The organism is Actinomycetospora sp. 2LY8.5, from assembly GCF_057180585.1.
On sequence record NZ_JBXUHE010000077.1, the window covers coordinates 1 to 11,986 of the forward strand.

General features: G+C 71.6%; 14 protein-coding genes and 1 pseudogene. 9 read left to right on the forward strand and 6 right to left on the reverse strand.

Going from position 1 to position 11,986, the window contains the following annotated elements:
- Positions 1-225 precede the first annotated feature (225 nt).
- A complete protein-coding gene (locus tag AC2A1K_RS34865) occupies positions 226-648 on the forward strand; it encodes a hypothetical protein (protein WP_483900940.1) in 423 nt (140 codons plus the stop codon).
- A gap of 150 nt (positions 649-798) precedes the next feature.
- Positions 799-1,944, forward strand: a complete 1,146-nt coding sequence (locus AC2A1K_RS34870; protein WP_483900941.1) for a C40 family peptidase — start codon at positions 799-801, stop codon at positions 1,942-1,944.
- Between the two features lie 72 nt (positions 1,945-2,016).
- Here the strand turns inward: AC2A1K_RS34870 and AC2A1K_RS34875 are convergent, their stop codons facing one another.
- The gene (locus AC2A1K_RS34875; protein WP_483900942.1) at positions 2,017-2,784 is read right to left on the reverse strand and encodes a helix-turn-helix domain-containing protein; all 768 of its coding nucleotides are present in this window, start codon (positions 2,782-2,784) and stop codon (positions 2,017-2,019) included.
- Between the two features lie 57 nt (positions 2,785-2,841).
- A complete protein-coding gene (locus AC2A1K_RS34880) occupies positions 2,842-3,633 on the reverse strand; it encodes a DUF6879 family protein (RefSeq protein ID WP_483900943.1) in 792 nt (263 codons plus the stop codon).
- Between the two features lie 264 nt (positions 3,634-3,897).
- Here AC2A1K_RS34880 and AC2A1K_RS34885 point away from each other — a divergent pair, with 264 nt between their 5' ends.
- The 7 genes from AC2A1K_RS34885 (at position 3,898) to AC2A1K_RS34915 (ending at position 9,491) form a co-directional block, all read left to right on the forward strand.
- Entirely contained in the window at positions 3,898-4,260 is a 363-nt protein-coding gene (locus AC2A1K_RS34885) for a WhiB family transcriptional regulator (protein WP_483900952.1), read from the forward strand.
- A complete protein-coding gene (locus AC2A1K_RS34890) occupies positions 4,257-4,691 on the forward strand; it encodes a hypothetical protein (protein WP_483900944.1) in 435 nt (144 codons plus the stop codon). The genes AC2A1K_RS34885 and AC2A1K_RS34890 overlap by 4 nt, the downstream gene beginning before the upstream one ends.
- The gene (locus AC2A1K_RS34895; protein WP_483900945.1) at positions 4,684-5,001 is read left to right on the forward strand and encodes a hypothetical protein; all 318 of its coding nucleotides are present in this window, start codon (positions 4,684-4,686) and stop codon (positions 4,999-5,001) included. The genes AC2A1K_RS34890 and AC2A1K_RS34895 overlap by 8 nt, the downstream gene beginning before the upstream one ends.
- Before the next feature lie 64 nt (positions 5,002-5,065).
- Positions 5,066-6,286: a DUF2637 domain-containing protein gene (locus tag AC2A1K_RS34900; RefSeq protein WP_483900946.1), complete on the forward strand. Its 1,221-nt coding sequence runs from the start codon at positions 5,066-5,068 to the stop codon at positions 6,284-6,286.
- A complete protein-coding gene (locus tag AC2A1K_RS34905; RefSeq protein WP_483900947.1) occupies positions 6,283-8,055 on the forward strand; it encodes a type IV secretory system conjugative DNA transfer family protein in 1,773 nt (590 codons plus the stop codon). The genes AC2A1K_RS34900 and AC2A1K_RS34905 overlap by 4 nt, the downstream gene beginning before the upstream one ends.
- 99 nt (positions 8,056-8,154) lie before the next feature.
- Complete coding sequence (locus AC2A1K_RS34910; RefSeq protein ID WP_483900948.1) at positions 8,155-9,072, forward strand: hypothetical protein; 918 nt, start codon at positions 8,155-8,157, stop codon at positions 9,070-9,072.
- A 104-nt stretch (positions 9,073-9,176) separates the two neighbouring features.
- The gene (locus AC2A1K_RS34915; RefSeq protein WP_483900953.1) at positions 9,177-9,491 is read left to right on the forward strand and encodes a hypothetical protein; all 315 of its coding nucleotides are present in this window, start codon (positions 9,177-9,179) and stop codon (positions 9,489-9,491) included.
- 52 nt (positions 9,492-9,543) lie between these two features.
- Here AC2A1K_RS34915 and AC2A1K_RS34920 read toward each other — a convergent pair.
- From AC2A1K_RS34920 to AC2A1K_RS34935, 4 genes and pseudogenes are all read right to left on the reverse strand, one after another.
- A pseudogene (locus AC2A1K_RS34920) lies at positions 9,544-9,867 on the reverse strand (iron chelate uptake ABC transporter family permease subunit); the annotation flags it as partial.
- A gap of 61 nt (positions 9,868-9,928) precedes the next feature.
- Positions 9,929-10,066: an iron chelate uptake ABC transporter family permease subunit gene (locus AC2A1K_RS34925; protein ID WP_483900949.1), complete on the reverse strand. Its 138-nt coding sequence runs from the start codon at positions 10,064-10,066 to the stop codon at positions 9,929-9,931.
- Positions 10,067-10,121: 55 nt separating this feature from the next.
- Positions 10,122-10,952, reverse strand: a complete 831-nt coding sequence (locus tag AC2A1K_RS34930) for a FecCD family ABC transporter permease (protein WP_483900950.1) — start codon at positions 10,950-10,952, stop codon at positions 10,122-10,124.
- A gap of 72 nt (positions 10,953-11,024) precedes the next feature.
- On the reverse strand, positions 11,025-11,900 hold the full coding sequence (locus AC2A1K_RS34935) for an ABC transporter substrate-binding protein (RefSeq protein ID WP_483900951.1): 876 nt from the start codon (positions 11,898-11,900) through the stop codon (positions 11,025-11,027).
- Positions 11,901-11,986 lie beyond the last annotated feature (86 nt).

Sequence of the window (11,986 nt, forward strand, 5' to 3'; positions counted from 1 at the left end):
GCACCGGCACCCACGGCTGGAAGACCGCACTCAACAGCCTGGTCATCCACTTCCCCGGACGACTCAAACTCTGATACTTTCCACCGAATCAACGACCCGTTGCTTACACCGGAATCCTGACAGGCTCGCGGGTTTCGCTACAGCATCGGCGTCGGCCCGTTCACCCCGGCCGTCGACGCCGCTGGCACGCGCCCGATCCCCCCGGGCCGCCAGGTGCTCACCGCCGTGGTGGTCATCCGCAACGACACCGACCGGCCTGCGCCCGCGCTGATCACCTCCGACGGTGCCGCCCCGCGGCTGCGGGCAGGACTCGCCGGGATCGACTGGCTCCCGCCGGTACACAGCCTCGGACTGCCCCGGATGGTCTCCGACTGCGTCAACGACGACCGCAACCCGCGCGTGTTCACCGGCCCCGGCGAGCGGTACACGGCCATCCCCAACCCGACGTGCATCGTCGAGGCCACCACCCGACCGGCTGCGCCGGCCCCGACCGGGATCAGCGACCGCACCATCGCGCCCGGTGCGGTCAACCAGGGTGTCGTGACCACCATCGATCTGCCCGTGTCGGTGGCCCCTGACCGGGCCTCGGTGTGGCTGGCCACCAGCACTGACGCCGACGGGACGGTCGAGTTCACCCGCGTCCCCTGAGCGCGAGCACGACGTCGCTCGACCGCTTCGCTCTCGGCGGGACCGATCAGGGCTCGGCGGCGGTCTGTCTCCGGTGAGGGGCAACCACAAGCCCCGACACCCCGACCAGCCCCGGTCGGCGGGCCGCGGACCTGACGTGCGGGAGGGCCGGTGCCACGGCGCAAGATCGGAACACTGCTCGCAGCGGGAGGCCTGGCCTACCTGCTGCTGATCATGGCCTCGCTCACGCTCCTGCTGATGATCGTCGGCGGTGGTCTCGGCACCGCCGGGCTGTGCACCGGACCCGGGGGCCAGCCCGGCTCGGCCGGGGCCGGCGGCCCGGCCGGGTCTTTAACCGGCGGCGATCAGATGGCCTACGCCCAGCTGATCACCTCGATCGTCGCCCAGCGCGGTCTGCCCCAGCAGGCCGCCGTCGTCGCGATCGCCACCGCCGCCCAGGAGTCCCGCCTCGGCCAGGCCGGGATGAACGTCGCGGTCGACCACGACTCGCTCGGGCTGTTCCAACAACGCCCCTCCACCGGCTGGGGCAGCCCTGAGCAGGTCAAGGACCCCAGTTACGCCACCAACGCGTTCCTCGACGCCCTGGTCGAGATCGGGGACTGGGCCTCGATGCCGGTCACCGTGGCCGCGCAGACCGTGCAGGCCTCGGCGTTCCCGTCGGCGTACGCGAAGTGGGAACCCCAAGCCCGCGAGTTCGCCGCCCGCTTCTGGCCCCCCGGGCTCCCGCCCGGGGGTGACCCCGCTGCGCAGGCCGCGCAGGCTGGTGCCCCGGCGGCCCCCGACGCCGCCGGGGCTCAACCATGCCCCGGTAACGGCGGTGACGGCCTGACACCAGGCCAGGGCTCCACCACCGTGCCTCCCGGATTAGTGCCCGCGAGCCAACCACAGCAGGCCGCCGTCGTCGCCACCGCGATGGCCCAGCTCGGCAAGCCCTACCAGTGGGGCGGCACCGGTCCCGACGCCTTCGACTGCTCCGGGCTCATGGTCGTCGCCTGGCGCGACGGCGGGGTCACCATCCCCCGCACCGCCGCGGTTCAGTCCACCTTCGGCGCACCCGTCCCCGACCTTGCCCAGGCCCAACCCGGCGACCTCGTGTTCATCGCCGGCGCCAACGGCTCCCCATCCCAGCCCGGCCACGTCGGCATGTACCTCGGCAACGGCCAGATCATCAACGCCCCCCAGGAAGGCGACCCCGTCCAGATCATCCCCGCCCAGAAATGGGACGGGAAGATCACGAGCATCAGGAGGCCCGGCACGAGTGCTCCTGACGCTCCGGCGTCCGCCGCGCAGGCGTGACCAGCAGTGTGCGTCCGTAATGCGCCCGTGGGTGTCTCAGTACAGCGCGGAGGCGTGACGGAAAGGATCGACTCAGGCCGAACGGTAGGACCGGGCGATCTCGTCGATCAGCGATCGTGCCTCGTTCCCGTAAACGGCGATGGCGTCGAGCCGGTCGAACATCGCCCGGTACATCTCGATGTCGGGGCGCTCGTCGAGGAAGGTGGTTCCGACGTCAGTACCTGCTTCGGCGGCGCGATCACCGTAGAGGTGGAAGGCCGAGGGCGGAGCGGGGGCGGCCTGTCCGAACGGGACGATTCCCAGGGTCACGTTCGGGCGGGTCGAAACGTCGCTCAGGTGCTGCAACTGCTCGGCCATGACCGCGGGACTTCCGATCACCCAGCGGAGAGTCGCTTCGGACAGCAGCTGGTGGAACTGCCGATCAGGGTCGTCGAGGAGCGCAAGCCGTTCGCGCCGGGCTTTGCTCCACTTCACGTCGGGCTCGCGCTCGATGACCGCCAGGGTGTAGTCCCACGTCTGCAGGAGTCCAGGCACGATCTCGGGCTGCCAGGTTCGCACGACCGACGACTGTGCCTCGAGGTCCCTGGTCTTCTCCTGGATCGCGGCGCCGCGACGAATGAGTCGGGCCTGACCGGTCACGGTGTTGCTCACCGCGGCTTTGCAGAGGGCCACAAGCTCCTTGCGTTGGGCAGGACTCGCCCCAAGCGCCATCGCGTACGCGTCGGCCACGTCCGGGTCGAGCGTGTACGTCCCGCGCTCGGCCCGCGAGATGCGCGACTGCGTCAGCCCGACCAGGCCCGCCGCGTCACCCTGTTTGACTTGGCCACGGATCTCGAGCATCAGCTGGGATGTCCGGTCGGGCCCGGCCCCAGCCCTCTTGCGTGTCGCCACCAGGTGTTAGGCCACCAATCGTTCGCCGTGCAGCTCCGGGTGGCGCGCCCACCACTGCGCGAACGGTTCGGCTGCCGCCCACGCCAGCTCCCGATCGGTGAGGAACTCCTCGGCGCGCTCGCCGGACAGCACCCCAGCACCGATGAAGGCACCACGGGCGTCATAGAGAACGGGAACGACAATCTCGTCGTTCAGGACCCAGTACTCGGTGTCCACGAGCTCGGGGGCGTCGTGCTCCCCGTCGCGCAGGATGCGGATGTCCTCGCCAGCGGCGGCGTTGAGCGCGTAGCCCCACTGGCAGGAGTACAGCTCGTACTCGGTCAATGTCTGCCCGAATCGCCGGACACGGCGGTGGGCGATGCCAGCGCGGGCGTCGGCGGCGAGCTCGTCGAGCCACGCCTGCTTGCGCGACCAGGTGGGTTCCGCGGCGCCGGCCTGCCAGCGACGGAAGTCGTCACCGTCGGAGCTAACCGCATACTCAGGCAGGCATTCCATGCGGAACACGCTGTCTCCGACCTGGTGGGCGGTCGACTCGATGAACGAGCCCAGCGTCGGGAGGTCCATCAAGAGCGATGGCACCCAGGCCGGGGTCGCGCCGACGTGCTCGGGCGTGCCGTCGCTGTCGACCCCCACGTGGGGCTCCAGCGCAGCCAGCACTGCGGGATCCTTGACCTCGCGGGTGATCACGAACCGCTCGCTTCTACCCGGCACGGTGTGAACCCCGGGGCAGCCGTAACGGTCGGGCGAGTCCGCCGTCCCAGCCGCCGTGATCAAAGTGGTCTGCGTGGACGTGGCCATGTGACCTGGTCCTCCCCGGCTTGGCGTCGACGAGTCGAGTGTCCGGGCCGACTGACGTTGAAGTCAACTGCCGCATGCGTACAGGTTATATGCACATGGGCCTTGCGTACAAGGTGGAGCTGGTCCAGGCTCAATGGCAGCGGTGAGACCCAACGCCTCCCGGGGTGGGGGGTCCCGACGGAGCTGCAACTCCGCCGGGACCCGGGCGAGCCGCCCCTGCAGCACCACCATGACGCGGACTACCAGGAGCGACCCATGTCCAGGATGACTCCACTTCGCGCGCCTACTACAGGTGGGCGCGCCCCACGCTGCGCGAACGATCCGGAGCGCATGTTCCCGCTCGATGAGTCAGAGCGTCCGGGCGAGCGCACGCCGGGCGAGGCACGAGCGCTGGAGGTCTGCGCTGCATGTCCGGTGCTCGCGACGTGCCGGCGCGCGGTGCTCGAGCTCGACGGGACGACCCCGCTGGCCTACGGCGTGGCGGGTGGAATGACCCGTGAGGACCGTCGCGCGGTGCGCGCGACCAGCCGCCGCCTCTCACGCGAGGCGGCGGCTGGCACCGCCACGCCGGCCACCGACGACGCCTCTACGCCGTCCCAGCCGGTCACGGTCTGGGAGGCGGCGTGAGCGAGGCGAATGAGAACCCGTCGGCCGCGACGGGGCTGGCGAGCCGGCTGGCGACCGCGGCGCTCTCGACGGCATCGGCACGTGAGGCCGCGGTCGGTCGGTGTTCGGTTCCGGTGGCGGTAGATGCGTGGGGGGCGGTGTCGGAGCGGTGCCCGCTTCGGCCCGGCCACGACGACGAGCATGAGATCGAGTCGGAGACCGAGCGCCAGGAGCGTCTGGAGCGGGCAGCGGAGCTGGATCCGGGCCGAGTGCTCGACGCCGCCGGCGCCGTGGTCACGTGGCTGGCCGAGGCGAGCGGGTCGAGCCCGGCGACGGCGCTGCCCCTGCCGGAGCTCTGGACGCTGGTCGATGTTGCCGAGGCAAGCGCGATGTTCGAGGCGCTCCCTCCTCGCGCCACCGCCGGCCGGGAGGAGGTGGCGGCCGATGCCTGACAGCGGAGTGTTCGAGCGCCGCACGACCGGCGAGGCCCGCGTGGTCTACGCAGCGTCGATCGCGCTGTGCGGCCTGGGGTGGGCGTCCACGGTGTGGCCGGTCGTGCCGGGTTTGATCTTCGCGGTGATCGCAGCGGTGGGCGTCGCTGTCGGGTTGCGACGTCACGCGGCCTGGATGCGTGTTTCCCGCGAGATTCGCGACCAGACCGAGGCGGCCTGGGAGCAGGGACCGCCTCGCTCTGACGAGGTCGGCGATGTGTTCGGCGCCCCGCACCTGCACGCCGTGGACGCGGAACGGAATGCGGCATGACCCGGCCGGCCACGAGTCGGACCGGCGGCCCGAAGCGAGGTGGGTGGTCACGATGAGGTGGGCGATGCCGCGACGCTTCGGGTCGAAGCTCGCTGAGCGACTGCCGATGGGGTTGGCGCTCTCGACGGTCACCGGGGTCTGGCTGCTGGGTTGCGTGTGGTCGTTCACCGAGCAGACCGCCTTCGCCCGGGCCAAGGGCTTCGCGGACCCGGAGCTGCTGCCGCTGGTGATCGACGGTCTCGCGGTGTCGATGGCCGCGGTCGCCTTCGCGGCCTCCCTGGATGGCCGTCCGGCGTTGGCGGCCCGGCTCGGTACTGCACTGGCGGTGCTGGCGTCGGCGGCCTCGAACGGGCTCTGGGCTGCCGAACGCAGCAGCTCCGGCGCGACGGGCCCCGACCTAGCCACGGTCGTTGTCGGCGCCGGCATCCCGATCGCGGCCAACATCGCGTTCGAGGTACTGCTAGCCGAGCTGCGCCGCCAGGTCCAGCGCCGACGCGGGCTGCCGGCCCCGGCCCCGCTGCCCACCCTGCGCGTGGCACGGCTGCTGCTGGCTCCGCCGTCGACCTTCCGGGCCTGGCGAGACGAGGTCCTCGAGGTCACCGCCGCGGCCGCACCGCCGCTCGCGCTGGAGTCGGCTGCGCAGCCGCACGGCGACAGGCCGCCGGACCCGGACGGCCAAGGCTCGCGCGACGACCAGGACGCCCCAGCCGAGGACCGAGAGCCTGAGGCGGGCTCTTCACCGCTCACCCCGGGCCCGGTCCCATCAGCGGCGCCAGCACCTGCGCCGACGACGTTGGTGACGCTCGAGCTGCCCGGCGCGGCAGGCGCGGCTGCCGCGGCCGGGGAGTCCGCACCCGCCGGGCCGGAAGGCCCGGCGTCAGGTTCGGAGGGCCGGGGTCCTGACGACCACACGGTGGAGGACGACCTCGGGACGCCGGCCGGTGCGCAGGCGACGGCGAACCGGGCGCACGACGAGGACGCCGGGGAGGGCAGTGAGCCGGGACGGACGGGCTCGGAGACCAATCCGAAGGTGTGGCGCCTGGCCGACTATCTCCGTGAGAGCGGTGTGGACCCCGAGGCCGCCACCGGAGAGCTCGTCGTGGAGCTGGGGTTGTGCCGCTCCCCACGCAACGGGCGCCGCCTGGCCGGGCGGGCGGCGTCGTTGTGCGCGGCGCTGTCGAGCCCGCAGCCGCCGCCGCGTCCCGATCTGTCCGGGGTCCCCCGGCTGCTGCTGCCCGGCGAGGCACCGACGTTGGCCCTCGTGGCCCGTGAGGAGTCCCGATGAGCCGGTCTCTGGCCGCGGTCCCCGGCCTGGCACTGACTGCCGGGGTGATCTTCCTGGGGCTCATGTGGTGGCTGCGGGCCAGCGTCCCCGATATCCCACCGGAGCTGGTCGCGGTCCTGGGGTGGGCGATGCTCGCTGCGGTCGCGGTGATCCTCGCCGACGGGGTCGCGGTGGGCTACGCCCTCACGACCCGCGGGCGGGTGCGTCGGCGCTACGGACGTCGCGGGTTCGCCACGGTCCGCGACATGTGGCCGATGGTGCTGCGCCCGGCGTTCGTGGCCCGCCGCGGCGGCAAGGGCGCCAAGATTCGCCCCGAGCTGTTCGGCCTGCCCTGGCTGGAGCGCCGCAAGGTCGACATGACCGCGTTCGCCTACCTGGCCGGGCGCACCGTGGTCGGCCCTTTCCTCGCGTTCCGGAACTGGATCGCGCTGATCGACGTCACGCTCATGATCGCTCCGCCGCAGACCGGCAAGACCTCGTGGCTGGCCGGTCGGATCGTCGACGCCCCGGGCGCGGCCGTGGTCACCTCCACCAAGATCGACCTATGGTGGATGACGCATCGCCTGCGGGCCCTGCTCGGCCCGGTCTTGGTGTTCAACCCCGAGCAGGTCGGCGGGATCCTGTCGAACCTGCGGTGGTCACCGCTGGTCGGCGGCACCAGCCCCGACACCGCTCGCATCCGCGCGGAGTACATGGTCGCCGGCGCACAGACCGGCAACCACACCGACTCCAACGCGGAGTTCTTCGTCGCCCAGGCCGCCAAGGTGCTGCGGGTGTTCCTGTTCCTGGCCGCGATCAGCGGACACTCCATGGTCGACGTCGCCCGCTGGGTGAACAACCCCGCCGACGACACCCCGGCCGGCCTGATCGACCAGTACCGCGACCAGGTCCCCGAGGCGTGGCCCGGCGAGATGCGGATGGTCTACGGCATGTCCGCCGACCGCGCCCGGGACTCGATCTTCCTGACCCTGGGCATGTCGGTGGCGTTCATGGACAACGACGCCGTGCGCGACGCGGTCACCCTGCGTCCCGGCGACGGGGTGTTCGACGTTCCAGGGTTCCTGCGCAGCCGCGGCACCCTGTATCTGATCGGGCAGGGCCGCGACCACTCCCCGCTCGCCCCGCTGCTGACCGCCCTGACCGGCTACCTGTTCGAGTCGTGCTCCGAGCTGGCCCAGAAGTCGACATCCCCGAAGGGCCAGCTCAACCCGCCGATCATGTTCGGCCTCGACGAAGCCGCGCTGATCACCCCGGTGCCGCTGCACAAGTGGGGCGCCGACGCCGGCGGCCGCGGCATCACCGTGATCATCGTGGCGCAGGCCCTCTCGCAGCTCTACCAGCGCTGGGGCTCCTACGGCGGCAAGACGATCAAGAGCATGGCCAACGCGCAGCTCTACCTCGGCGGCATCACCGACGCCACCGACCTCGAAGAGATCTCGGTGCAGTGCGGCGAGCGCGAAGAGGACACCGACCGAGGGCTCTCGACCGGCAAGAGCTCGGCCAGCGTGCGACGCACCGTGCCGCCCGGCCGGGTCCGCCAGATCCCGCCCTGGCACATGCTCATGATCTACCGAAACATGCCGCCGACCATCCTGAGGTTCGTACCCGCGTTCCGGCGCACCGACATCCAGGCGGCGATGGCCGCCCAGGGCCAGATGCCCGAGGACTACGCGACAGCGCACGCCCCCACACCCGGCGAGTTCCCGCGCGGAGTGAACCCCGACGGCACCCCAGCGCGCCCCCACGCCGAACAGCGCGTGCCGCGATAGCCCTGATCGACCCGACCCGACCTGCCCCGGCACGCACGGCCGCGGTGGGGCGCGAATGCCGATGAACTGCTGATGGGGAAGGCCTGGTGATCTGTCGCGATGCCCGACAACGACGACCCCGACGGTGACCGCCGGTCTCCTGGTGACACCTCGGAATCGGGCCGCGGTCGCCGAGATCGCCGCCGTCTCGAGCAGGAGATCGACGAGCTGACCGAGACCGTCGCCGAACTCCGCGAGGACCTGACCGCACTCCAGACCGCGACCGGCAACGATGAGAGCGAAAACCCGTCCACGCTGGCCGACCTGCGCCACCAGCTGTATCACGAGCCGACCGACGACCTCGATCCCGGCGGCGACGTCCTCGCCCTCCAACAGATCACCGCCGAGCACACCGCCGCCCTGGAAGCCCTCAGCGTCCGCACACCGGTCCTGCCGTGCTGGGCCGAGATGGACCGCGAGAAGGCCCAGAAGGCCTGGGAACAGCTCGTCGACTGGCTATGCGGCGTGCTGATCGTGCGCTACCCGTCCTCGGCTCGAGAGCTGCGCCCGTGCTGGTACCTGCACCCCGAGCTCGTCGAGAACCTGTCCTGGCTGCACAACGCCTGGACCCTAGCCTACCGCGACGGGAACTCCCCGATCAGCCTTGCCGCCGACTGGCACCTCTACTGGCTGCCACACGTCATGAAGATCGCCGCCGACGCGACCCGCAAGTGCTACGACGCCGGGCGCCACGACCCCACCGCCGACCCCGACCTCACCACCGAAAACGCGGTCGGAGTCAGCGAGGACCTCGACGCCTACCTCAACGCCGACCTGCGCAACCGCCCCGAACCCGACGACCAGAACGCCCGCAGCTACGTCGTTCCCCCGACCCCGCCTACCCAGCCACGATCCTGGAGCGAGTACCGCCGAGGCCCCACCAGGCGGGCCGATGCACCACCGCCCGAGGCGCGACCTACCGGTCCACCTCCCCCCGGTCAGGGCGGGCCCGGCCACAACCCTTACCGACCCCGATGACAGCAGACTCTCGCTGCTTCCCGGCCCCGGCGGGGGCGCCCGAGCCAGGCTGATGTGCGCCGGCTGCCAGGCGTCCGCACTCGGGCCAAGCTCACGGTCTGGGCGTGGCCGGTGAGGGCATGGTGGTAGGCATGATCAGCCACACCACGGTGGTGGCCCTTCGCGAGGCCCAGCGCGCCCTTCAACTCGGTCTGCACCGCCGGGAGATCACCGAAGGGGGCCACCCGGAGCTGGACAACGCTGCCGCGATCGGCCTTGAGCAGCTGTTGGGCACACTGACTGATGTGGTCGGCGACCTCCGGCCGGCCAGGCAAGAGCTGAGTACCGCCAGCACCGCGAGGGACTACGAGGCTCTTCAGGAGCATCTTCGGGCCGCGGCCGTGCTTGCCCGGCGCCGGGCAGACTCGCCCCGCGGGTGAGCGTTCGAGGCGGACGCCGCAGCGCCCCGCGGCGTCCCGGGACGGTCACCGCGGTGTAGGACCCGGCGTCGAATCCGATCACGTCCGGGGAACCCAGCGGGTTGCGCGTCAACGACTGGAAGATCGCCCCGCCGATTCCCAGCAGGGCGCCGAGCATGAGTGCGGCCAGCACCACGGGTGCCCGCCACTCCCGCACGATGATCTGGTGGAACTCGGGCCCGACCCCGACCAGCGCGCCCGCGACATCGCCGATCCCGAGCCGGAAGTCCCCGAGCCCGAGCGCAGCCGTGGAGACGGCGAGCGCGACGGCGAGCAGCGCCGTCGACGCCAGCACCGGCCGGAGCCCGACGTGCCCCGGGAACCACCGCGTCCGCACGGGGCGCGACCCGTCCCCGAAGTCGAGGGGGCACCGCTCGGCGCGCCCCGGGTCGGCGCGCTCACAGGCCGCTCGCCTCCCTCCGACGGACCAGGGCGAGCAGTACCGGCGTCCCGACCACCGCCGTCAGGACGCCCACCTCGATCTCCCCGGGTCGGACCACGACGCGGCCGAGCACGTCGGCGGCGAGGACCAGCACCGGCGCGGCCAGCGCCGAGTAGGCGATGATCCACCGCTGGTCGGGGCCGACGAAACTAGCGGACCACGTGCGGCACCATCAGCCCGACGAACGCGATCCCCCCGGTCAGCGCCGTGGCCCCACCGGCCAGCAGGGTCACGACGACGATCCCCAGCACGCGGGTCCTCGCCACGCGCGTCCCCAGCGACGCCGCGAGGTCGTCGCCGAGCGCGATGGAGTTCAGAGCTCCGGACAGGAACACGGCCAGGGCCAGCCCGACCACGAGGAACGGGAGCACGAGCAGCGCGTCGTCCAGGCTGGTCCGCGCGATCGAGCCCAGGCCCCAGGTACGGATCGACCGGAACGTCTTGGCGTCGATCAGGGTCAGGAAGGTCGAGAGCCCGTTCAGCACCGCGCCCAGCGCGACCTCGGCGAGCACCAGCGTGACCGGCGAGTTGGTGCCCCCGCCCGAGGCACCGACGAGGTAGACGAGCACCGTCGCCGCAGCGGCGCCGAGGAAGGCGAACCAGACGTATCCGGTGATCCCCGACAGACCCAGGAGACCCACCCCGAGCGTGACCGCGAACCCGGCGCCCACGTTGACCCCGAGGATGCCCGGGTCCACCAGAGGGTTGCGTGTCAGCGCCTGGATCAGCGCCCCCGCGACCCCGAGCGCGGCCCCCATCACGACCGCCACGAGCGTGCGCGGCCAGCGTTCGGTCCACACGATCAGGTCGGACGGGGTGCTGCCCCGGCTCCACAGGGCGCTCCAGACCTCGCCGTAGGGCAGCGGGCTCGCGCCGTGCGCCAGGCTGATGACGACCGCGCCCAGCAACGCCGCCACGATGACGACGAGACCGAGCGCCCGACGCCGGTGCAGCGACGGCACGGCGGGGCGCGCCACCACCGCAGTGACGACGCGGGCCGGCCCCCGTCGTCATCCTCGAACGATCTCCGAAACGCCGGTCTCAGGCCAGGTTCAGTGTGCTGAGTCGCTCGGCCAGTGCCCCGGTCGCCCACGCAGGCTCGCGGCGCTCGCGCCGCGGCGCAGCACCCAGGTGACGTTGCTGGCGGGCTCGCCGATGCTGACGGTGAGGAAGCGGCCCTCGGCCACCGGCGGCAGGGCGCGGAACAACGGCGACTGTAGCCGCGCTTCACGCACCGCCCCGTCGGTGAAGAACAAGACCAGCACGTCGGCGTCGAGCAGCCCCAGTTGCTCGTCGGCGACGCTCGGGTCGTCGACGAAGTTCGCGGCGAGCGGGTTGGGCACGAAGCCGAGCCGCCGGACGATCCCCTCGGCCGTCCCGCCCGCGACCGTGTAGTAGTCGATCCCGGACTGGGTGTACTCGGTCGCGACGGTGATCGTCTTGCCGTCGAACTGCGGGTGGGCACGGCCGGTCTCGTCCATGGCGCGTTCCGCGTCGGTGATCGCGCGCTCCGACGCCGCCGGGAGGTCGAGCGCCCGCCCGACGAGGCGCTGGGTCTCCTGCCACTCGATCTTGTCGCCGTCGATCTTCACCGGTTTCTCCAGCACCGGCGCGATCGTGCTCAGACGCTGGTACTCCTGCTCGTCCCGCACGAAGTTCACCGCGACGATCAGGTCCGGGCGCGTGGCGGCGATCGCCTCGACGTTGGTCGGCTCCCGGCGTGTGGCGGTGTCACGGAACTCGACCTGCTCCAGCCAGCGGATGTCGCGCCACGGCCACACCGTCTCCTCCGCCTGCGTGTAGACGGGCGTCACCCCGAGCACCTGCAGCGCATCCAGGTTGGGCGATAACCTGATCACCGCGATCCGCTGCGGCCGCTGCTCTAGGTGTACTGACCGGACACGTTGGTTGAGGGCGTGTGACGACACGGTCTGAATGATCTTGAGGGGAGGACCTCCCGGGAGTGCTGTGGAGCTGTCTGACGGCATCCACTCACCACCGGGAGGTCCTCCGT

Coding starts and splice junctions, on each gene's coding strand:
- AC2A1K_RS34875 (WP_483900942.1), bottom strand. CDS start 2,784: ATGCTCGAGATCCGTGGCCAAGTCAAACAGGGTGACGCGGCGGGCCTG.
- AC2A1K_RS34880 (WP_483900943.1), bottom strand. CDS start 3,633: ATGGCCACGTCCACGCAGACCACTTTGATCACGGCGGCTGGGACGGCG.
- AC2A1K_RS34885 (WP_483900952.1), top strand. CDS start 3,898: ATGACTCCACTTCGCGCGCCTACTACAGGTGGGCGCGCCCCACGCTGC.
- AC2A1K_RS34895 (WP_483900945.1), top strand. CDS start 4,684: ATGCCTGACAGCGGAGTGTTCGAGCGCCGCACGACCGGCGAGGCCCGC.
- AC2A1K_RS34900 (WP_483900946.1), top strand. CDS start 5,066: ATGCCGCGACGCTTCGGGTCGAAGCTCGCTGAGCGACTGCCGATGGGG.
- AC2A1K_RS34905 (WP_483900947.1), top strand. CDS start 6,283: ATGAGCCGGTCTCTGGCCGCGGTCCCCGGCCTGGCACTGACTGCCGGG.
- AC2A1K_RS34910 (WP_483900948.1), top strand. CDS start 8,155: ATGCCCGACAACGACGACCCCGACGGTGACCGCCGGTCTCCTGGTGAC.